20 protein-coding genes and 2 pseudogenes are annotated in these 22297 nt (G+C 42.6%); 10 read left to right on the top strand and 12 right to left on the bottom strand.

Going from position 1 to position 22297, the window contains the following annotated elements:
* Positions 1-99: 99 nt before the first annotated feature.
* A complete protein-coding gene (locus tag NST47_RS01745; RefSeq protein ID WP_341153673.1) occupies positions 100-951 on the bottom strand; it encodes an SDR family NAD(P)-dependent oxidoreductase in 852 nt (283 codons plus the stop codon).
* A gap of 82 nt (positions 952-1033) precedes the next feature.
* Here NST47_RS01745 and NST47_RS01740 point away from each other — a divergent pair, with 82 nt between their 5' ends.
* Complete coding sequence (locus tag NST47_RS01740; protein ID WP_341153672.1) at positions 1034-1399, top strand: MerR family transcriptional regulator; 366 nt, start codon at positions 1034-1036, stop codon at positions 1397-1399.
* A 146-nt stretch (positions 1400-1545) separates the two neighbouring features.
* On the opposite strand, the gene NST47_RS01735 is transcribed toward NST47_RS01740, so the two are convergent.
* Both NST47_RS01735 and NST47_RS01730 read right to left on the bottom strand, forming a co-directional pair.
* Positions 1546-2154 (bottom strand): DUF4304 domain-containing protein, encoded by a 609-nt coding sequence (locus NST47_RS01735; RefSeq protein WP_341153671.1) that lies wholly within the window; start codon positions 2152-2154, stop codon positions 1546-1548.
* 92 nt (positions 2155-2246) lie between these two features.
* A pseudogene (locus tag NST47_RS01730) lies at positions 2247-2576 on the bottom strand (winged helix-turn-helix transcriptional regulator); the annotation flags it as partial.
* 126 nt (positions 2577-2702) lie between these two features.
* Between NST47_RS01730 and NST47_RS01725 the strand changes: the two are divergent.
* Positions 2703-3341 (top strand): NADPH-dependent F420 reductase, encoded by a 639-nt coding sequence (locus NST47_RS01725; RefSeq protein ID WP_341153669.1) that lies wholly within the window; start codon positions 2703-2705, stop codon positions 3339-3341.
* Between the two features lie 190 nt (positions 3342-3531).
* Here NST47_RS01725 and NST47_RS01720 read toward each other — a convergent pair whose 3' ends face one another.
* From NST47_RS01720 to NST47_RS01700, 5 genes are all read right to left on the bottom strand, one after another.
* Positions 3532-4383 (bottom strand): creatininase family protein, encoded by an 852-nt coding sequence (locus NST47_RS01720; protein WP_341153668.1) that lies wholly within the window; start codon positions 4381-4383, stop codon positions 3532-3534.
* Positions 4384-4426: 43 nt separating this feature from the next.
* A complete protein-coding gene (locus NST47_RS01715; protein ID WP_341153667.1) occupies positions 4427-5803 on the bottom strand; it encodes an MFS transporter in 1377 nt (458 codons plus the stop codon).
* Positions 5804-6037: 234 nt separating this feature from the next.
* Positions 6038-6799: a helix-turn-helix transcriptional regulator gene (locus tag NST47_RS01710; RefSeq protein WP_341153666.1), complete on the bottom strand. Its 762-nt coding sequence runs from the start codon at positions 6797-6799 to the stop codon at positions 6038-6040.
* A 463-nt stretch (positions 6800-7262) separates the two neighbouring features.
* The gene (trpB, locus tag NST47_RS01705; RefSeq protein WP_341153665.1) at positions 7263-8423 is read right to left on the bottom strand and encodes a tryptophan synthase subunit beta; all 1161 of its coding nucleotides are present in this window, start codon (positions 8421-8423) and stop codon (positions 7263-7265) included.
* Positions 8424-8966: 543 nt separating this feature from the next.
* A complete protein-coding gene (locus NST47_RS01700; protein ID WP_341153664.1) occupies positions 8967-9173 on the bottom strand; it encodes a hypothetical protein in 207 nt (68 codons plus the stop codon).
* A 93-nt stretch (positions 9174-9266) separates the two neighbouring features.
* Between NST47_RS01700 and NST47_RS01695 the strand changes: the two genes are divergently transcribed.
* The 7 genes from NST47_RS01695 to NST47_RS01665 all read left to right on the top strand — a co-directional run bounded on the left by NST47_RS01695 (position 9267) and on the right by NST47_RS01665 (position 18499).
* Positions 9267-10387 (top strand): IS3 family transposase gene (locus NST47_RS01695; RefSeq protein ID WP_341153663.1). Its coding sequence is split into 2 segments (ribosomal slippage): positions 9267-9516 and positions 9516-10387, totalling 1122 coding nucleotides; the frame shifts between segments, so codons are not numbered across the junction.
* Positions 10388-11289: 902 nt separating this feature from the next.
* On the top strand, positions 11290-13641 hold the full coding sequence (locus NST47_RS01690; RefSeq protein WP_341153662.1) for a phage NrS-1 polymerase family protein: 2352 nt from the start codon (positions 11290-11292) through the stop codon (positions 13639-13641).
* 452 nt (positions 13642-14093) lie between these two features.
* Positions 14094-14291 (top strand): hypothetical protein, encoded by a 198-nt coding sequence (locus NST47_RS01685; protein ID WP_341153661.1) that lies wholly within the window; start codon positions 14094-14096, stop codon positions 14289-14291.
* 118 nt (positions 14292-14409) lie between these two features.
* Positions 14410-15954, top strand: coding sequence for a recombinase family protein (locus NST47_RS01680; protein WP_341153660.1), 1545 nt, complete (start codon positions 14410-14412; stop codon positions 15952-15954).
* Between the two features lie 16 nt (positions 15955-15970).
* A complete protein-coding gene (locus tag NST47_RS01675) occupies positions 15971-16408 on the top strand; it encodes a recombinase family protein (RefSeq protein WP_341153659.1) in 438 nt (145 codons plus the stop codon).
* Positions 16389-18035, top strand: coding sequence for a recombinase family protein (locus NST47_RS01670; RefSeq protein WP_341153658.1), 1647 nt, complete (start codon positions 16389-16391; stop codon positions 18033-18035). Before NST47_RS01675 ends, NST47_RS01670 begins: the two co-directional genes overlap by 20 nt.
* 290 nt (positions 18036-18325) lie before the next feature.
* A complete protein-coding gene (locus NST47_RS01665; RefSeq protein ID WP_341153657.1) occupies positions 18326-18499 on the top strand; it encodes a hypothetical protein in 174 nt (57 codons plus the stop codon).
* Between the two features lie 169 nt (positions 18500-18668).
* Here the strand turns inward: NST47_RS01665 and NST47_RS01660 are convergent, their stop codons facing one another.
* The 4 genes and pseudogenes from NST47_RS01660 to NST47_RS01645 all read right to left on the bottom strand — a co-directional run bounded on the left by NST47_RS01660 (position 18669) and on the right by NST47_RS01645 (position 21572).
* Positions 18669-19880, bottom strand: a complete 1212-nt coding sequence (locus tag NST47_RS01660) for a protein kinase family protein (RefSeq protein ID WP_341153656.1) — start codon at positions 19878-19880, stop codon at positions 18669-18671.
* 45 nt (positions 19881-19925) lie between these two features.
* Positions 19926-20039: pseudogene (locus NST47_RS01655) on the bottom strand (23S rRNA (pseudouridine(1915)-N(3))-methyltransferase RlmH); the annotation flags it as partial.
* Positions 20040-20164: 125 nt separating this feature from the next.
* Positions 20165-20536 carry an ASCH domain-containing protein gene (locus NST47_RS01650; protein ID WP_341153655.1) on the bottom strand — a complete coding sequence of 124 codons (372 nt, stop codon included), beginning with the start codon at positions 20534-20536 and terminating at the stop codon, positions 20165-20167.
* Positions 20514-21572, bottom strand: coding sequence for an N-acetyltransferase (locus tag NST47_RS01645; RefSeq protein WP_341153654.1), 1059 nt, complete (start codon positions 21570-21572; stop codon positions 20514-20516). The genes NST47_RS01650 and NST47_RS01645 overlap by 23 nt, the downstream gene beginning before the upstream one ends.
* Before the next feature lie 112 nt (positions 21573-21684).
* Between NST47_RS01645 and NST47_RS01640 the strand changes: the two genes are divergently transcribed.
* Positions 21685-22203: an ATP-binding protein gene (locus NST47_RS01640; RefSeq protein WP_341159581.1), complete on the top strand. Its 519-nt coding sequence runs from the start codon at positions 21685-21687 to the stop codon at positions 22201-22203.
* Positions 22204-22297: the final 94 nt, after the last annotated feature.

Here is a 22297-nt window from a genome sequence, read left to right as displayed (position 1 = left end):
TTTTTTTGCACCACTATTTTTGAACACAAGCTATTAGGTATAACGGCGATAACTCCGCCGCGGCGCTCATTAATGCCATTTTTCAGAATACCGACAGTATTATCTATACAAGTTCAGGCTAAAGCGCCACAATTCATCCGCCAAAGCTTTATTATAGTTAGAAGACAATGGAATTATCTCTTTTTTTTCATTGAACAGTTGTCCACTTGTAGTTGAAAGAGACGGTTCCAGCGCCAATTCCAAACCTATCGTTGGATTTTTTTTAGAAAATAACGTTCCAGCAATGCTTCCCAATAGTTTTACAAACCATGACGAGTCTGCTCCATAATTTGAATCCGTAACATATCCAGGGTGAAATATATTTGCCGTTATCCGAGTGCCCTTTAACTTTTCACTTAAAGCAATAGTTAGTAACACCTTTGAAACGGTGGATTCTCCAACTATTTTAAACCCGCTGTATTTAGTGCCTCGTTCAAGTTTTGGCAGCTCTACTTTACTACGATTTATCACGAAGGGAATAGCTCCAACAAGCAAAATTCTCCCTTGCTTGGCGTTTTTTAAAAGAGGAAGCATTTCGTTTATCATCCAAAAATGCGCCAAATAATTAATTACAAAATTTTGATCATATCCCTCCTTGGTTAATTTCAAATCCGAGAGCATAACACCTGCTGCACTAACGAGAATATCAATATGATCATACTTCGTTTCAAGATCACTACGAAATTTTTTAATTTCGTCCAAGGAGCATAAATCCACGGGATAAAATTCAACATTAACATTGCCAGATTCCTTGATGATTTCGTTCTTGACTCGACTTCCTTTTTCTTTATTACTACCCAGTATAATTGTATTTATATTTTTCTTCGCTAAATCTAAAGCGGTTTTTTTCCCTACCCCAGACGTTCCTCCCGATATGACAGCAATTTTATTTCTACTCTCAACATTTTTCAAGGTAATCATCCTTTACTTATTCTGAATTGTAATTACAATATAAACTGTGGAGTTAACTCTACAGCAAGAGGAGAGAACTTAAATGTCTGACGAAGAACTATATTATTCCACTCAACAAACCACTGAATTAACGGGATTATCGAAGGATACATTGCGGTATTATGAGAAAATAGGAATTCTCCAGCGTATTGGCAGGGACACTAATAACTATCGAATGTATTCCAAAGAAGATGTTGATTGGCTTATTTTGGTAAAATACTTAAGAGGCATTGGGATAGGAACAACAGAGTTTATTGGCGCACAATCAACCAGTTTAAGAAAAAGAAGAGAATATCTTAAAAATTATCAAATTAAAGTTGAAAAGGAAATCGAGGAACTCCAACGGATAAAAGAAATTGTAAGTGGAAAAATTAAATTTTTAAAAACCAGGGAGAACGAGGACCTATAAAAACGCAGCTCCCTATTATACCAACAATGATTCAATATAAACGTTCACCTTTTGGATATGATAAACCATGTAGTTTGGCTCAAGGACTATTTTAATGTACAAATAAGACCGTCGAAGTAATCGGCGGCCTCGTTCCATATGCTGACTTATAGCTTTTCAAATTCGACTTCGTATTTATTGAAAATGGTCTTGTATTTATTTTCAAAGATGCTCCATCGATTTTCTGTTCCGTGTTTTTCCTGCAAAGCCTTCAAATAATGTCGTGCTGCTGCCACATCATTGGATTGTAACAGCAAATGAAAGCTCTCTTCACCCAGATGTAAAAATGGACCTGAAGTGTAATAATCAACAATTGATCTGGCACTGGTCATCGTATCATAGAAATGAATAACCTCTTCTAATCCGCTTAGCAGCGTTTGTATTAAATCCTCCTTATTCGTATCAGAAGTGATAGAAAATCGATCTGGAACGGATTCAACAATTTCCCCAATTCTTGCTCTGAAGTGACACTCTGACTCTTGGGGTGCTGTCAGAATCTCTCTGGATTGTATCTGTGCCAACTCTGCTGAATAAATACCGCAGTTCACATAAAACATTACATTGTCCGCTGTATTGCCAGAGGATTTTTGGAAATTGAACATGTAGATGAGGTTTCCTGTTATCTTATTAAAATTCAAACTTTTCTTGGCGAAGCCATGCTTGGCAAGAAACGGTTTTACGTCCTGCTTTATCAGATCGTTAAAATGCTGCTGCAATAGGATCCCCTCCTGGAAGATTGCATAAATGTTCCGATGGCTTGTCTTTTACGTGTGCTGTTGTGAGCGGACCACCCAAATGAATGCTGCACACTATTTTTTTCCGAATAGATGTACCTTTCGCCCCACTCGCTCATGCTATTAAGAAATACAATCATTGAACGTCCACGGGAAGTCAACGAATATTCTACTTTTGGCGGAGTCTCTAAATAAACTTTCCTTTCGATGATACCGTCAGCCTCAAGCTCCCGAAGTTGCTCAGTCAATATTTTTTTAGAAATCGACGGTAAATGACGCAACAGTTCGCTATAACGTACTGATTCCATATTTTTATACAGATACCGATATATGGGGATTTTCCATCTCCCACCTATAATTGAAATGACAAGTTCAACGGGGCAATCGTTTAATTGGACCGGCATTGTTTCACCTCAAGTTTTTAACTAAATTATACATCATATCAATCCCACTATTGGATACTAAAAAGTGCCTTATTGCCTGCAAAATAAAAAGCTCATATAATCACATCATTGAGAGGAGAGGATGATATGAATATTGGAATCCTTGGGGCGGGTAATGTAGGGTTAGCATTAAGCAAAGGATTAGTTCATGCAGGTCATCATGTATTAATTAGCAGCCGCGATCCTAAAAATTCTAAATATTATGCTTGGAAGCATGAAGTCGGGAATAATGGAGATATTACTACCTTTAATATTGCTGCCAAGTTGGCTGATATTATCATTGTAGCGCTTCCTTGGTCATGTTTGAGGGAAGTACTAGAAAAGATTGACCCTGCGCACCTGAAAAACAAAACTATAATTGATGTAAGTAACGCTGTTCAATTTGACAACGCTCCCCGCTTGCTATTCGATAGTACTTCAGCAGGTGAGTTGGTTCAGGAGTGGTTACCAAACAGTTATGTCGTTAAAACCCTCAATACGATCAGTGATAAGAAAATGGTTCATCCCAACTTCATTGAAGGCATGCCAACGATGTTTATCTCAGGCAATGAAATACATTCCAAAAATCAGGTCAAGTCTCTTCTTAACGATCTTGGTTGGATTGACATCGTGGACTTGGGGGACATTCGACAAAGCCGCCTGCAAGAATCCATCATGCTTGTATGTGTAATAAGCGAAATCCAGTTACAAGCACCTGATTCGGCTTTTGCTTTGCTAAAGCATTAACTGTTTACGGTCAGTAAGCCACTTAAAAAGCTCATATGAACACCAACAAGCTGTCGCTCATATTGAGACGACAGCTTTCAGGCTTGAAACGCTCCATTAACGATTCTGCATTTTAATGAAATTGAACTTTTTTAATAATTGGGGAGTAGGACGAACTGTCATGCTGGGAGGAATATAACGATAGCAGAAGTTATTTCGCAGTATGGGGTAAGTGGGACCCATATTTAGGTAGTATTGTTTCCTTCGTATACATATCTGCCTGTCGAAGGGATTCAACGATAGCGGGCATATCCAATGCGCGAACAAGCTCATGTATCGCTTGAACACCCGAATCTGCGAATCTTTCTCTTTCTTCAGGTGTTTGCAGCAGCGGTGTTGCCATATGATTAGAAGGTTCGTGAAAATATGAGCCCACGGCACCAGATTGATACGCATACTTCCCTAACCTATTGCCAGGATTCTGGTTCATCCCAGATAACATATGCTGAACATCATAAGTGACAGATAAAGATTCCGGCACATTTAATGGAACATCTTCTAGTCTGCCCAAAACCTTATATGCCCCAATTGTCACATCGTGGAATACATCAATCAGATTCAAATTTACTGATTCGGCGGCTTTTAATATATCCATATATAAAATCGGCACCTTAGTTTCATCAAAGAAATCACGAACCATACCGCTGACAGTCAAATATGCTGGACCATGAGTTGTCATATATATTTGTCGTCTAAATCCCTGATTCAATAACGATTTTGCGATTTTATCCAGATAAGCCATTCCGTCTCGTACAGTCATTTGAATCGTACCTCTGCCGACAATTGTCCCACCAGCGAAGAAATAAGGCAAGTTGTGCAAAACAAGTCCATCGGATGCTTCCGCCATTTTTAAAGCAATCGCCTCTGCTAAAACCGTTTCAGAGTCTAATGGTAAAGCCCCATGAGTTTCGGTGACGCCAACGGGAATATAAATGATATCATTATGGTTTAAATATTGTTCAACCTCTTCATTGGTCATTTTAGAAAGAAATCTAGTTCGCATCTCATACCCACCTGTCATTTTGTTTAATAAGAACTGTTGTGAATCACACAGCTGCCTTTTTGGCTCTCATTTCCTTTAATGCCGCATACATTTCATTTGTTTTCTTAGCATTCAGGTTATAGATTAAGCCCATACCGATTATTATCAATAAGAATGCAATCACGGGAATACCTGTATACATCTTCAACAAGCTGTTCGCTACTCCAGGTGTTTGTGATGGTGCACCTGAAACGAAGCCGATCCAGCCCAAAGAATAGCTTCCAATGGCAGCTCCTAATCCCATACCCACCTTACGTGCGAATGAATAGAGTGCATAAAGTGTCCCTTCATAATGCTTGCCTGTTTGCAATTCAGCATAGTCGATACAATCCGTTACAAGTGCCCAAACAACCATTACAAATACAGCCAACCCTACTGTCGCTACATTATATAACGTCATAAACACATATACGTTCTCAACGGTAACCAGCGTAATTATTAACGTCGCCGCTAAACTAAAGAATGAGGTTGCAATAACTAAATTTCTTTTATTAAACCTCGCAACCAATTTGGGAATAATTACAAATAATACAAGTGTAATGCTAATGTTAATAAAAGAGTTAATGGTAAAGGCCCCTGGCATATGGTAGCGCTCAGCAAAAACGATGGGAGCCAGTTGGTTTACGCCATTGATGATCAGAAGGGAGCCAATGGATGCAACCATCATTCCAATTAATGGCCTGTTTTTGATCGCGACTTTAAATGCATCCTTAAAGCTATAATCCAGGTTTTTTCCCGCTGGTTTATCGTCCCGTATACGCTCTGTTGTTAATCGTACAAGTCCTGTGTAAGCTAAAACAGATAAAATACTAAACACAATTGCAATCTGAAAGAATGCTTTAGAAATGACAGCACCAGAGCTATCATAGATAAACATGGGAACAAAGGATAAGAACCCTAATCCGACAATCATTCCGCCTACTGCACGGGCACGAGATAATTTTGTACGTTCAATAGGATCATTTGTAATTACAGAAGCTAATGAGCCATAAGGGATGGAATCGGCTGTGTAAGCAACACAGAAGAACAAATAAATGAACACTACCCAAACATGGGTTGCTGCAGATCCCCAGTTGGATACATCAGCAAATGATAATAAGCAGGAAGCTGCCAATATCCATTTTGAAATACTAATGTATGGAAGAAATTTATTACCGGACTTTCCAAGCTTCCAACGGTCTGGGATAGTTCCCATGATCGCATTGCAGGCTGCATCAAAAAATTTCCCTAATAAAAATAACGTTCCCATAAAGTAAGGGCTTACACCTAAAACATACGTACAAAAAATCAGGAAAAATCCACCGATATATAAATTGACAAAACTTCCACCGATATCTCCTAGTGCATATCCAACCTGGTCTCTTAATCCAAACTTTTTCATGTGTAGACCCTCCTCTGTAGTTCTTGCGAAGATAGTTAATAATGAATATCCTTACTTTGTGTAAAAATCCCCTTAGGAGTAAGCGCTTTAATTACTGCTTAAAGTATACAATTAAAACAACTAAAACATTTTCACTAAAGTTGCTCTTTTTTTATATTATAATTGCATCCATTTTTTTCCAAAATAATAAACTCAAACAAAAAAGGCGCATGAGATTCATACGCCAAAAATACTTTATTCATATTGTTTTTTTTCAGCTTTTTTATACTCTACGGGGGTTACTCCTTCAACCTCTTTAAAAAATGTTGAAAAATATTGAGGGGTGCTAAAGCCAACAATAATGGATACTTCTGTAATGGATAAATTAGAGTAAAGAATCAATTGCTTGGCTTCCTTTAATCTTCGCTGATTTCGATAAAAGCTAATGGTTGTCCCTTTTTCCTTTTTAAAAGCCCGCATTAGATGTGAGGGATGAACATGTAGCTTAGCAGCTATTCCATCCATGGAAATCTCCTCAGCAAAATTCATTTCAATATATTTTTCTGCTTTCTCCGCAATGGTCATTTTATCGCTGTTAGACCTTCGTATCGTTGGGTCCGAGTACTCCTTGACCATATTAGAATGAATCTGATCCAGCTCTGCAATCGTTGCTGAGTGCTCGATCATAATCGCATATTTCTCTGAAATAAAATGAGTCTGCCATGCACTCAACCCTCCCTTTTCAGCAGAATAGCTGTAGAGCGTATTATGGGACAATAGAATATTCTTATAAGATCGAATTTTATCATTCGGGATTCTATTCAAAATGTTTAGCTGCTTATCTCTAAACTTCTGAAATAAGTCATTTTCAAATTCTTTAACTACATCCCGATCACACACTTGTATCGCATACAGAAACTTTTCCCTTTGCTTATGTGCAGCCTCAATATATTCAGCTGTGGGTCTATTAGGATCAATAACTACCTCGTCTTCATTTACTCTAGAATGTTCCCTCATCTAAGTTCCCTGCCTTATATAACCTAATTATCATTATATGTTATTCTTCGGGCACTATATACATAAAAACAGCGTCTCTTCTAAATTAAGTTCGTCGTAGTGTCACAAACCATCGATATTGCCTCTACGTACTCAAAGATTTGAAGTGACCTATTGTTTTTGGCGGTAGTCATGAGTTCTATCATCTTATAGGCTATGAGACTGTTTGCAATCGATAATGCAGGTGGTTTGGTATGATATTCAACATATGAGCTATAATTGTTCAATCACGGAAAGGGGTCAGTAAGCGGGAAAAAGCAGAACGGGCGGGTTATTACTGAATTTTCTCCAATACCATGCCGCTACTTGTCGTAGGGATCAACGTAACCTATCTAAGGCAAAATCGAAGGGCGCCCCAATTGGACGCCCTTCCGTCTTACACAACTGTTTCTGCTATATTGTAATAAGTGATGCATCCGTTATTTTATTTGAGCATTTGATACACTTGCTCGACATCCTTATCCCCGCGGCCAGACAGATTGACGATAATAATTTGATCCTGACTCATCGTCGGCGCCAGCTTCTTCGCGTAGGCAATCGCGTGCGCGCTCTCAAGGGCAGGGATAATTCCCTCCGTGCGGGACAGTTCCTGGAAGGCTTCCAGAACTTCCTCATTGGTGACAGTTGCATATTCAGCCCGTTCCGTCACTTTCAAGTGGCTATGCTCCGGCCCAATGCCCGGATAATCAAGTCCCGCGGCGATCGAATAAGTCTTCCTCGGCTGACCTTCCTCGTCCAGCAGCACTAAGCACTTGAAGCCGTGAATGATGCTCGGGACACCCTGGGTTAAGGATGGTGCTTGATCGGGCTCAACGCCGATCAAGCGCACGGTCGGCTCGTCGATGTAATGGGCGAATGCACCAATCGCATTGCTGCCACCGCCTACGCAGGCCACTACCGCATCCGGCAAACGGCCTTCTTTCTCCATAATCTGCAGCTTCGATTCCTCGCTAATAATCGCCTGAAAGTGCTTGACCATTGTCGGAAACGGATGCGGACCCACTGCGGAACCCAGCAAATAAAACGTATTTTTATAATTGCGAACTAGATCGTCCAGCGCTTCATCTACAGCGTCCTTCAGTCGTCCTTGGCCTTTATGAACCGGTACGACAGTCGCGCCGAGCAGTTCCATTCGGAACACGTTAAGCGCCTGCCGGCGCGTATCCTCAGCTCCCATGTAGATGACACATTCCATATTAAACATGGCACAAGCCGTTGCCGTAGCAACACCATGCTGTCCGGCACCGGTCTCGGCGATAATCCGCTGGGCACCCATCCGCTTAGCGAGCAGAATCTGGCCAATGGCATTGTTGATCTTATGCGCTCCGGTATGATTCAAATCCTCCCGCTTTAAGTAAATTTTCGGCCCTCCCCAAGCTTTGGTCAGCCGCTCCGCATACGTCAGCGGATTCTCGCGACCAACGTATTCTCGCAGGTAATACCGAAGCTCTTCCTTATATTCTGGGTCGTCTCTAAACTTGTAAAATTGCTCACTCAAATAGCTTAACACTTCCTGCAATTCTGGCGGGACAAAGCTGCCCCCGAACTCTCCAAAGTATCCCTCTTGCTGCAATTCTTGCTCCATAAGTAAGCGCCTCCACTAATTGAAATAGAAATGGTAATCCACACCTAACATCTTACCATAAATAACAGAAGGCCTGAATATGGTGTTATGCAAAGTTATTTTTGCCTTGGAGATTGAGAATCAAAGCAAGTAAACAAGTTAAGTAAGCCCAATACTTTACCGAATATACGCCTTATCCTTTGGGGCACTTTCAACGTATAACAATCGATTAAATTAAATTTTTTTCATCATTAATTGCAGGGGGGTTTTACCTCATTTGGAGCTTGGACAACTGAAACGCAAAGAAGAGGGAGCGTGCTTCCCCTCTTCTTTGTTATGCGCTCATAGTAACTTCTGGATAAGGATGAGTATTAGACCCGCGGTTACACTTGTCAGTAACCCGACCACAAGATGTACAAAACTATTGCGCATCTTGTTCTTCCAGTTCCTTTCCATACACTACCCCCGATGAGGAGCGCTTAGTCTAGTTAGTTTGTATATCCAACTATTTATGTCAGTTTATCCATTGCATCAAAGACAGAGTGGATAAGCACCATAACATTGTTAGACGAAATGCTCATCAATTCCTCTTAATTTCTTCTTAAGCATTTCTACAATATAGTCTATTGAATCCTCTCTTATATCCAGATATCCAACTGTAGATAAGATACCGGGTATCTCAGTGTCATCTAAAATTAGTGGGAGTATGTACTCTCTATTTTCTTTAAAAGCTCTTGCTTGGGCAGCAATTCTTTCGTGTTTTGTCCACATCTTCGTAGCATAATGGATCGGCTACACTAAGCTGGACAGAAAAAATAAGGGCTTGTAGAATAAACCTATCATACTAAGGAGCGGATCTCTACAATGCCTAAACAACAACGACGCACGTTTACAACGGAATTCAAAAAGCAAATGGTGCAGCTCTATGAAAATGGAAAAACCAGAGCAGCGATTGTGGAGGAATATGACCTCACAGCATCTGCTTTAGACCGCTGGATCCACCAATCCCAGACAACGGGCTCCTTCAAAGAGAAGGACAATCGCTCGGCAGAAGAAGAGGAATTGATGGCTTTGCGAAAAGAAAACCAGCGTCTGAAAATGGAGGTGGATATTTTAAAGCAAGCCGCGCTGATCATGGGACGAAAGTAGCTATCATCCAGAACAACCGTGATAAATACTCGGTATCAGCACTGTGCGACGTCCTGCAAATCGCAAGAAGTACATTTTATTATGACGCCCAAGAACGAGCCACTGAAGATGATGTCACCGAAGCTATTGTGGATATCTTTCTCAAGAACCGAAAAGCCTACGGTACACGCAAGATCAAAGTGAAGCTTTACGAGCGCGGGTTCATCGTCTCCAGACGCCGCATTGGCCGCATCATGAAAGAGCAAGGGCTCGTTTCCACTTACACGGTGGCACAATATAAGCCCCATAAATCGTCCTGTAACGAAGCGACAACGACCAATGTTCTAAAGAGAGAGTTTGAGCAAACGGAAGCTAAACGCTTTGTCGTCAGTGATTTGACGTATGTGAACGTCCAGAACCGATGGCATTACATTTGTGTGCTAGTAGATCTGTTTAATCGCGAAATTATTGGTCATAGTGCAGGTCCGAACAAGGACGCTGTCCTGATTACCCGTGCCTTCGCAACCGTTAAGAGTGATCTACACCAGATTCAATGGTTTCATACCGACCGTGGCAGCGAGTTCAAAAATCAAAAGATGGATGAGCTCTTGGAGACGTTTGAAATCGGTCGATCGCTAAGTATGAAAGGCTGTCCTTACGACAACGCTGTGGCTGAAGCCACTTACAAGATCATGAAAACAGAGTTTGTGAACCAGATGAACTTCCAGAGCCTTCGCCATCTGGAATTGGAATTATACGATTACGTCAACTGGTTCAACAAGCATCGCATCCATGGAACCTTAGACTATATGACGCCTGTTCAATATCGACAAGAAGCCCTTAAAAAAGTTGTCTGATTTACTGTTGACAATCCAACTCATTGTTACGTTAATATTCGTTTTACACTGGAGCCAAAACTGAATTCAATACATCACACCGACTTCTCGGCTGCTGAACGCTATAATCCCGCTTCCACGTTCAATTCGAACGTTTCAGATACGCAGTTCTCTCTTTTGGCTCGTAACCTGTATGGGCTACGCTGTTGAAATTCAACTAGATAGCTCGTTATCAACTCCACTCAAGCAATTACCTGTCGATGGATGAGAATGGCAGTATGACACACCTGCTCTCTCTGTCCCCACTTGCGTTACGAAGGACGATTAGCGTCCCGACTATCGCTGGTGGGGCTTTTGCTTTCGCTGGTTACTAAACCTTCCTCCCAATCTGCCTATTCTCCATGTGAAGCACACGGCATGAACGAGCAATCTCAGCCTAAATTCCTGTGAACCGAAATTTTGGCTCTCCCACTTACAAGCGGGATGACAGGCATTTTGGAGACCATAATTCCAAATTTCCTAAATTTAATGTGTTGCTGCCATCTGTACATCCCTTTGGATTGTTTTCATACGTGAAGATCATATAATGAATTTGTGATAAAAAAATTTTATCATTGAATTCCACCTGTTTATTCCTGTATTTCCCATGTCAGTGATCGAGTTTCCAGTGTGAATTCTTCTACTCCCCCCCTTTATTTAGCCGTGGGTAGGGGAAATACCGGGCTTTTATCCCCTTCCCAATCTTATCGCTAAATTGAAGGGAGAAATTAAAAATGAATGATGATTACAACAACGTACCGGACTCCATGCGGAGACTAAACCAATGGGTTTTGTGGCAAGTAAAAAACCGCGAAGGAAAGGCGACGAAAGTGCCTTGTAATATCCACGGGGCACTTTGTAATGCTAACGACGTTCAAAATCACATGAGCTTCAAAGAAGCTACCGATACGATTCTCAATAGCTCTGCCGGGCAATTCGACGGTATCGGCTTCGTCTTCAAAGAGGGAGGTGGGCTGACCGGCATTGATCTGGATAAATGCATTGACCCGGACACGGGCGCAATCGAATCTTGGGCCGAAGATATCATTAGGGGTATGGATTCCTATACGGAATTTAGCGTGTCGGGTACAGGCTTCCACATTATCGTGAAAGGAACGATTCCGGGCAAAAAAAACCGCAAGGACAAAATCGAAATGTACGATTCCCAGCGCTTCTTCGTGGTCACTGGCAACGTTTTCGGGGAGCCACTGGAAGTCATGGAGCGGCAAAGCGATTTGAACAAGCTGTATACGCAGGTGTTTCCTGAGCCAGCCAAGCGTGACTATGCCAATAAGCCGTCTGTGATAAAAAACGGTGAAGATCGGCTAAACGCACTGTCGGATACCGTAATCCTTGAAAAGCTATTCCGGGAGCCACAAGGAGCCAAGTGGCGAATGCTCTACGAGCAGGGATGGAATGAAGGGCTGGGATACCGGAGCCACAGTGAGGCCGACTTTGCTTTCGCCAGCAAGCTTGCCTTTTACAGCAGTGACACGGAGCAAATCCGCTGCCTATTTAGCGCCAGCGCTTTAGGGAAACGGGATAAATGGGAGAGTCGTGCGGACTACCAGGACAGGGTTATTACCAACGCAATGGACGGTCAGGTGGAGAAGTATTCCAAACGCTCAAGACAGACTCAGAACGAGGTGGGGGTGGAACCTGATAATCATAACAGCGAGGGTGACGAATACCCCGAAATCGCACCTTTCGAGGCTTATTCCATCCCTACGTTCCCACTCGATATCTTTCCGAAGTGGCTGCGTGATTACGTAGGTGGTGTGGCGAACTTCGTACAAACACCCGTTGACGCGCCCGCCATGATGGCCCTGTCCGTTCTAGCTGTAGCTGTACAACGACGCTTTAACGTGGAGATTTATCCGGGCTATGTAGAGCCACTCTGTCTATACACGATAACCGCATTACCTTCGGGGGCGCGAAAATCGCCAGTATTCAAAAAAATGGTCGAACCAATCCAAACTTACGAAAAACAATTACGAAAGGAGATGGCAAGTGTTATTGCGAAGCGTAAAGTTCATATTGAAAATCTCAAAGATCAGTACGCCAATGAACTAAAACGTATCAAAACGGGTACTGCAGATACGCAATCTAGGTTGGTGGAGATTCAACAAAGTCTGGATGAAACGAAAGAGTTATTTCCACCTGCGCTCATTAAGCAAGATATAACAGCCGAGAAACTAATACAGGTGTTGTCCGAAAATCAAAATAGGATAGGGATACTGGGCCCGGAGAGTAATATACTGGACATTGCATCTGGACTTTACGCCGATAAAAAAACCAACGTAGACATATACTTGAAGGGATTTGACTGTGAATACTACGCCTACGACCGAAAGAATGGCGGTTCCATCTATCTGGATTCTCCCGCTATTTCTATTGGATTGATGGTACAGAATGATAAGCTTAAGGGTGTTTTATCAAATCGTTCCTTACACGGTCAAGGGCTTTTCGCTCGATTTCTATATGCGATACCTGACTCCCTGGCGGGGAAAATGACTCCGCGAGGGGCGAGCATCCCCTGTGAGGTAGAAACCACGTACCATAGCATGGTGACTCTTTTATTGAATCGGAAGCCTGCGACTCACGGTGGAAATAAGATCGACCTAACCGAACTTGTCTTGAATGAAGTCCGAGGAAAGCTCTCCGAGGAGGATGAACCAGCGCAGACCTTACGATTTTCGCAGGAGGCCGGTGAAGTATATGATCGTTTGTCCATGAAGGTTCAACCTTATCTTAGGGATGATACCCACCTTACAAGCGATTTACGCTCGTGGCTGAGTAAGCTTGTCGGGCGTGTTATGCGTATCGGCGGGCTACTCCACATGGCCGAACACGCTGATCAGGAGGAGCTGCCCGAAGAAGTGGCTGCATCCACGGTAGAAGCGGCAGTGCGGCTGGAGGAATACCTTTACGCACATACGCTAAAGGCGTTCGGGCAAGCTTCCGAAGGCGTTCACGCCGAAAAGCAGAAGTATATTCTTCAAGCACTGGCTATAGCGCAGGGGAATGACACGCTAATCAAGTGGTTCACGCCAACGAATATCTGGAACCTGTTGAAACGAAAAGGTTACGCCAAAGTCACTTATATGGACAAGGACTTACAAGAGCTTGTAGATCGTAACTATTTACTCGTACAGCACATGGAGCGGCATGGAAACGGGCGTGACTCGACGATGTACGGACTGAATCCAAAAGCAATAGAACTACTAAACCGATAAGCTTCCGAAGGCCACGTTCACACTACGTGGCCTTTAACGTTTACCCGATACCGCACTCGAATTTTGGAATTTCGGAATTTTGGGGTGCTGAGAAGCGCTTATCCCACTATTCCGTTGTGAAGCCATAATTCGGCTGAACGTAAATTTTCGGTCAACGTGAAGAATCATCGTTTACCCCCGGCATTCGAATCAGACTCGCTATCTACCGCTCTCGACGGATGGAAAGGAAGAAACACCATATAAAGTAAAATTAAAGATAATTGCGCTTTCAATAATTGCTCAAATATCGTCATTTTCGACGCTGATTCCCCGTTTTGTTCATTTTTCCCTTTGTGAACTTCACCATACTAACTTTCTTGATTGGTTTCCTCACTATTTTATCAATTCCATGTGTGAATTCGGAGTAAACCCCCTTTATTTAGCCATCACCGGAGAAAAAAGGAGGGTTCACAGTGACCAGAAGAGATCAGCGGAGGCTTCCCCGCAACGAAGCGCAGTTTCAGCAACAGGTACAGGTACAGTCGAAAGCCCAAGCACTCGAAGAACAAACGTTTGAACAGTTGCTTGATTTGCTTACGGATATGCTTCTTCCCGCACTTCATAAGTCTACTACCTGCATAGAAACAGCCCGTGCCACCTGCTCTATTTAACGCTTGAAAAGCGGAGATATTCCGAGCAAGCGCCATTAAAACCCACGGAAATACGAGTTGAACTTTTCTCAGACTGCACCTATGATCGATTAAATTCCACTTATTTACATTTTTAGGGGTGATCGTTATAAACAATTCAATTGCAATTTACGTCCGGGTATCCTCCGAGGACCAACTGAAAGGCTATAGCATCCCCGGACAACTTGAAGAACTGCGTGCCTATGCCGCAGAGCACAATCTATCCATCTACCATGAATACGTGGACGATGGATACTCCGGCAAATCCATAGACGGAAGACCCGCGATGCTTGAACTGCTTGCTGATGCGGAGCGAGGCCGATTCCAAACCATCATCACGTGGAAGCTGAATCGGCTCGCACGGAACTTAGCGGATCAACTCAAGATGCTGGAGATTTTCAAGCAGCATAATATCGGCTGTGTGAGCCTGACCGAGCCACTAGAAACCAATTCAGCACAGGGGTACTTCACGGCACAAATGCTCGGAGCTATCGCTCAAATGGAGCGGGAGCAGATTGCCCAGAACACACGCTTGGGGATGCAAAAACGAAGCGCGGAGGGGAACTGGAACAGCGGCAATAACGTTCTCGGATACGAATGGGTAACGGAGGGCGATGCGGAGCCGCACGTTAGAATGGTACCGCATGAAGCTAACTTGGTGCAGATGATCTTCGAACAGTATCGGGTGGGAAAAGGGCTTAAAGCCATTACGAGCCATTTAAACGGTGCTGGATACACGACAAAACGGAATAAACCGTTCAGTATCGCTGCCGTTCGAGGTATCCTGACCAACGTCAACTACATCGGCCAGATTCAGTATACCGTCCACGAGAAGTTTAACGGAGCTTCCAGTGACCGTTCGAAGCAGGTAGTACAAGGCACACACGAGCCAATTATCAGCATGGAGGTATGGAAAGAGGTTCAGACGCTTCTAAATCAACGCTCCCGACCGCCAACCAAGCAGATTAACCGGCATTATCCGCTGGCTGGCTTGTTAAAATGCCCAGTATGCGAGTATAGCATGGTTCCAGCCCATACGAAAGCGTATCGGAAGAACGGGAGTGTTCACATGAACCACTACTACGTATGTGGGAATTACACAAACAAGGGTTCAACGGCCTGTAAAGCGAACGCAATTCCCGCTTCGCCTGTAGAGAACGAAACGCTGTCCCGCTTCCAGAACATGCTTACGAACAAGCGCCTGTTAAACGAAATCGTCAGCCGAATTAATCGCAGGAGCAAGGAAGCGGAAGCGCCATTACGTGAGCAGTTAACTCAGGCCACAATGAAGCTGAAAAAACTGGAAAAGCAACAACGACACTGCTACGAGCAATTTGAGAGTAAATGTATAGAACTTACGGATCTTGTGGAACAACTCGAATCCTTGAGACAAGCTACGTTAGCACTGAACGAGAACAAGCACCAGTTGGAATCGAAGCTCGCTGAAATCAACAACAGCACAGTATCGCTGAAAGAAGTCCGTAGCGCAATGAAAAAGCTGTTTAAATCATTCCATACCATCGAAGCGGGGAAACGAAATGCCCTGCTCCGTGGATTTATCCAAAGCGTTCAAGTGCCGCCGAATCGCGATGTGACCGGAATACATATCCAAGGCACAGCCGCGATCAAACATCTAACCATTTGAAGGGAGATTTTTCACAATGACCACAGATAAAACGAAAGTTGCCATCTACACACGTACCAATCAGGCACATGAAGGAGTCGAAAAACAACTTCAAGAGTTACGCGCCTACTGTGAAGCGAATGGTAAAGAAATCTACGCGGAGTATGTGGACGAAGGCGTAAGCGGGATGAGCATGGAAGGCCGCCATTCGCTTCAACGCTTATTGGAAGATGCAAAGAAGCAGGAGTTTCAAGAGGTAATTATTTGGAAGATCAATCGACTGGCACGAAACGTACTTGATGTGATGAGTATCATTCATAAAATGGACAGTTGTGGCGTTACCCTCAGATCCATTATGGAGAGTATTGAAAGCAGCACACCAATCGGTAAGTTCGCCCTGCAAATGATGGCAGCAGTAACCGAATTGGAGCTTGCAAGCGGAGAGGACGATCGGTATGACCAGCAAACCTGCTAAAGTCGCCATTTATGCACGTGTGAGCACCGACGACCAAGCCGAGCAAGGCTATAGCATTGATGCCCAACTCGACACCTTGCGTAAATACTGCGAATTATATGGAAAAGCGGTCTATAAAGAGTATGTGGACAGGGGAATTAGCGGCAAAAGCATCGTCGGTAGATACGAACTGCAACAACCTCTAAAGGATGTGGAAGAAAGGAAATTCGACGAGGTTATCGTCTGGAAGTTTAACCGCATGGCTCGAAAAAACATTGACCTACTTCACATCGTCGAACGATTAGAAAAATATAACATCACCTTCCGTTCCTTTTCGGAGAACTTCGATACAAGCACATCCATGGGTAAGTTCGCCCTGCAAATGATGGGTGCTGTCGGTGAACTTGAACGAAACACGATTGTCGATAACGTGAAAATGGGCATGAAGCAACGAGCAAAGAAAGGAGAACACAACGGCAAGCTGCCGCTGGGGTATCGGGTTGTTCCCGACCCCAGCAACCTTTCCAAGCGTTCCAAGGCTGTTGCTATTGTGCCGGACGAAACCATCATCGTCCGAAAGATATTCGAGCTATACGCTGCTGGCCGTGGATTAAAGAGCATTGCGAATGAGCTAAACCACAGCGGCTACAAGACGAAGACAGGCAATACTTTCTCCACAACAGCCATAAAGGAAATCCTGAACAATCCGTTCTACAACGGTAAAGTACGTTACAACCGCTATGAAAACTGGAGCAATAAGCGTAGACGAGGCAAGAGCGCTGAGCCGATCATTGCCGATGGGAAGCATGAAGCCATTATTCACGATGCGTTATGGGAGAAAGTCCAGTCCCTGTTGCAGAAGAAATCATTCACGCCATCCCGCATCTTTAATGGTGAGTTCCTGCTATCCGGGTTAATCCGCTGTCCGAAGTGTGGCTCGGCGATGGTCGCCAGCCGCACACGGAGCAAAACGAAGACAGGAGAAATTGTACATCACCTGTATTACTCGTGTGGAGCCTTTCGGAGTAAGGGAAGCAGCGTGTGCTCGGCCAATAGCATTCGGAAGCAAGATGCCGAAGATGAAGTGATGAATCGGTTAGCACAGGTACTGTTCAAAGACCGCATTCTAAAGGCCATCGTGGACAAAATTAACCACAGGCTCACGACCCGGACAGTACCGCTCCAAGCGGAGCTAGAGCACATTAGAAGCCAATTAGAACAGGCTGAGTCCAGAAAACGGAAATACCTCGATCTATTCGAGCATGGGAATGTGGACAAATCATTCTTCACCGGAAGAATGCAGGAGATTCAGGCCGATTTAATCAAGTTTCGAGCGGAGAAGTCCCGGCTGGAGCTTGAACTAACCGAAGACAATACTTCTCCTGTCGTTTTCGAGCAGGTGCGCGAGTTGATTCATGGATTCCATCAGGTGCTCACCGCCGCGCCGTTTGAACAGCGAAAAACAATGCTGCACCTGTTCATCAAGCGAATCACGCTGGATACAAGCAAGAAGATTGAGGCCATTGAACTGAGCTTCGATGAAACCGTGGATTCTTACTTCTCCGATTCTCCTGTCGCAGTAGCGGCGGGTGATTCCCTCCAGCGAAAACAAGCGCGGAAGCGGGAGAAAATCGAAATCGCCATCTGAGTTAATGAAAACACTTTCATAACTGCTCATCTCAACAATTATGGGGTGGGCAGTTCTTTTTATGGGAAAAGAGCATAGAAAGCACTACGCCTTTCACACTGTCTGTACGGCGCACTAGCTGTTAAAGTTGCCCACATTAAATTGTGAAGGTTTATGATGGATTGGTTCATTTTTGGATGGTATATAGGCAGTGATCGAGCTTATGGAAACGGTGACGCGGGATTATTACGAATCCATCGGCCTCGGCGAAGCCTATGCACAGCAGGTAGCAAGAGAAGCAATGGAAGATCATGCTTGACGAAAAGAGAACGCCTGTGATGGTCGTTCTCCTTTGTGTTGGCTTGGTGGGGCATGTTTGGGGCTATGATGAAGCGGATGGAGCATGTGGACGCGTTATTACGAGTCGATTGGCTTGGGTGAAGCTATATGCCCAGCAAGTAGATCAAGACACTATTAATACTTGATGACAAGAAGCTCGTCAGCAGTGTCAAGTTCGCCTTCAACGAGTAGACCGAGAAACATTTTTTAACTTAGCCCCTTCTGCTGAACCAATGGCAGAAAGGGCTTTTCCTTTTCCAGGAAAAGCCTCTACGTCGAAACAAGTCGTCTCCATTATCATATAAAGCAACGAGATTAAACCTTATCTACATTCAACTGACGCAAAGTGGGGATAATACGTTGAAACTCATTAGCCATAGTTACGACATCCGCGTATCTGTTATTTATATCCGCATCAATTCCTCTATCAAAAAATCCGAGAATGGTGCTGTTAGTAATATGAATCCCGTTTTTCTTGCCTGATAGAATAAAATTTATAACAAAAGAAAGAGCATATATGTCGTGCCGCTGTTCGAAATTCTCAAATCCAACCCTAGCTAGATTGGGATCGTTTAATACCCCTTTTATTACCGTACCTTGCCTCGTAAGATTCCTGTCAGGATGTTTAGCTAATCCAAAATCGGATACCTTAATCAAAGTGACGCCATCATTATGTTGCTTTATCAATATGTTAGAGTAAGAGATGTCTCGATGCAGAAGGCCCGTTTCATGTATATAGACAAAAGCCCTCATAAGTTGCTGTACTAATCGAATACGTTCATTCATTGTGAGGCGATCGTTCATTCTAGTAATGTACTTATCTAATGTTTCATCAGCACACTCCATACTGTATTCCATTTTATTTTCATTAAACTGATAAGCTTTGATAACATATGGAGAGTCCAATTTCTTCAAGTCCGCAAACTCGTTCTTAAATCTAGTTATCTCTTCAGGGGTTAAGTTCTTCTTTGCTCTTTTTACGATAACAGGAAAACTATATTGTTCATCCAAGTACCTATAAACGTGGGCATACGATCCTTCATCTACATGATGAAGGGGGTAAGCTACGGTAGATGAACCTGGAGCAGAAACCGATTCGATCAAATGAAAAATAGCCCTATAATCAATAAGCTCAACAAGTTGCAAATCATTCGGAATAGGACTCCCATTTGTGGCCACTAAAAAAGTTTTACATTGGTTTAGTAATGAAGCATAAGATGAATCTAGCATAAAGCTGTAGACTGTGTCTTTTAAATTCGCTTGTAGCAAGTGGACAATCTCAATAATACTTTTCAGCCTACGACTTTCTTCAGCATTGTAGTGACCGTTATGTTTCGAATACATGAAAGCTAAAAGTTGATTAATCTCATAATGAAGCAATGAGAACAGCGCTTTCTGATTCTTGTTTGGAATCGAATGATAAAATTCCTCATACATCCGGGCCTTTTCCGCACCAAAAATACTAATAAGTTGGTTTAACTTCCTTTCAATCAAAATAACAGAGTCATCAATAAATGGAAGTGCCATTGTAGAGCTATCCCCTCTCTCTAATTCAATTCAATTTTTTCGCCGTCACTTATGGCACTGTCCCCCAATTAATCTAATTGCCCGATACATCCGCTCCACCAGCACCAGCCACATAAGCTGATGCAGCAATTTCATCCACCCGAACGACAGCTTCAGGTCAGTGCAGTTCCTTCAGTTTAATCAATGAAGGGGCTTTACCTTCGGAAAAGTCTCTTCTGACAAAACCATATTTATCGATCGTATTCAAAAAAGGTCTCGACGTCAGTAGTCGAAACCTTTTTCTACTAATCAATATAACAAAAGGACTGTGGTGCTCGAAAATTACTATCTAGCTGAGTGGGGTCATAAGGATTCTCATATTGCACTGCTTTAGAAATCTTTATCGCGTAGCCTTCTGCTCGATCCCCAAAATACTCTTGGAAAAATTTGTAACTGATACCAGAATCCTTCTGGGTCGATGACCAAATGGACTCAGGGGAATCATTTATAATATATTCTATAAATAATTCCCCTACAATTTTGCCCTCAGGCTTAGTTGAGTAAATAACTATCGATTCAACATCTTTTTTGAAGATTGTACGACGATATTCGAATTTCTTTTCTCCAGCAAATATCTTTTCAACAAACTCTGGCTTAATCGATAACAAGACTTTCATGTGCATCACCTGCCTGTAAAATGGAATCAAACTGATTGTCGGTCAGTTCAAAAAACGTCCAACGATCACTCTCAATCCCAAGTTGTTCTATAAGCTGTCCACGAGTTAACCTTCTCCTAAGAGCAATATTATACACCATTTTGATTACATAGTGTCGTTTTCCTTCAGCATAAATATCTTGCAATTCTTTTGACGTGTAGACACTATATTTGTCACAATAATCAATAAATGATCTAACGTCTCCAAAGCTCTGTCTAGACTTTACTTCTTCCACCACACAAATGGAAGTGGCCACAGACCTGTATCTTGCCTGACCAGGTCTATCAGTGGTTCTATAAATGACAATTATATCACCAGGATTAAGTCCAGAGACTGGAGCAGCAGAAATAAAAACCTTATGAATGCTATTTGTATGTGAAACATCCTCAAGTATATTAAAACTCTCGTTATTCAAGATAGAATCTGGAAAAAGTCTCGTATGGAACTCCGGAAAGATCGAGAGAATATGTTTCCGTTTACCCCTCTGACTAATTTTTGGGTAATCCAGAAGCATATGATTCTTAATTTCTGTTAGAGTCTTCCACAATACAAGCTCAGTTCCCGTTCCAGATGCTTTGGTCGATCGTTGAAAAAAACCATATTTAACAAAAAGATTTACTAACGCTTCATGTTTTGAAAACACAGTAACATAAATACCTTCAACGCCTTCGCTAATCGCAATATCTAGAGCTCTTTTGATAAACCGCTCTCCTAACCTAGTACCGTGCGGGTTAACTTTCATTGTACCTATTTTCAGAACACGATTCGCCAATATAGTTGGTGTGACGTCTTCTATTGGGCCTGTCTCTACCTTTAAGTAAAGAAATGCTTCTAATTTTCTTTGAGGGTTATATAAAACATATGCTTTTTCTTGTGCTTTCCTTGCAAACCAGTTTTCAAAACCCGGGTAGTCTTCCTTTAAACTATCAAAAAATGAATCTGTAAGATCAATTTGGGAAAACATTTTATGTTGAATATACCCTTCCAAGATTATCACTTCCTTATTGAGTCTAGCTCCACCTCTATGTTACCATATTCTTGAATAATTGGTAACGTTGATTTTTCAACAATCTATATTATCCGATTGGAGGATGGAACTCGTGAGAGGTATGATATTTATTGGAGGTATTCATGGGGTAGGGAAAACCTCATTGTGTAAAGAACTCACTTTACGTTACAAAATCCCTCACTATTCAGCGAGCAAACTGATCTCCGATGAAAAAAAGGAAGTTTATTCAAAGAACAAATTTATCCCCGATATAGAACAAAACCAAGACCATCTCTCAAATTCGATAAACCGTCTTAACATCAACGGCTGGTTCTTGTTAGACGGTCATTGTTGCCTACTTAATCAAATGAGCGAGATTACCCGCATCCCATTTGATACATTTGATAAAATATCGCCTAGCTTAATTATTGTACTGACTGATTTAATAAGCTCTATCCAAGAAAGATTCTCTCAAAGAGATGGCTACCAGTTCTCCCCGAATCTCCTTGAGGGATTCCAAAATGCAGAGATAGAGTATGCTAAAGAGATCAGTAATAATCTTCAAATCCCTATTTTAATAGCCCAATCCGGAGATAAAATGACTATTTACGACTTCGTAGATAGGGTCATTCCAAACTAGATATTCGGCAATTTTTCGCCGTCATTTATGATACGGTTCACCTTACACGCTATAACGGCTAAATTTCTGAGGCACTATTACCTACTCTCCTCTA

The organism is Paenibacillus sp. FSL H8-0034, from assembly GCF_038000305.1.
Lineage (GTDB): Bacteria > Bacillota > Bacilli > Paenibacillales > NBRC-103111 > Paenibacillus_S.
The sequence above is the reverse complement of the archived record's forward strand: the minus strand, read 5'-3'. Positions and strand labels throughout refer to the sequence as shown.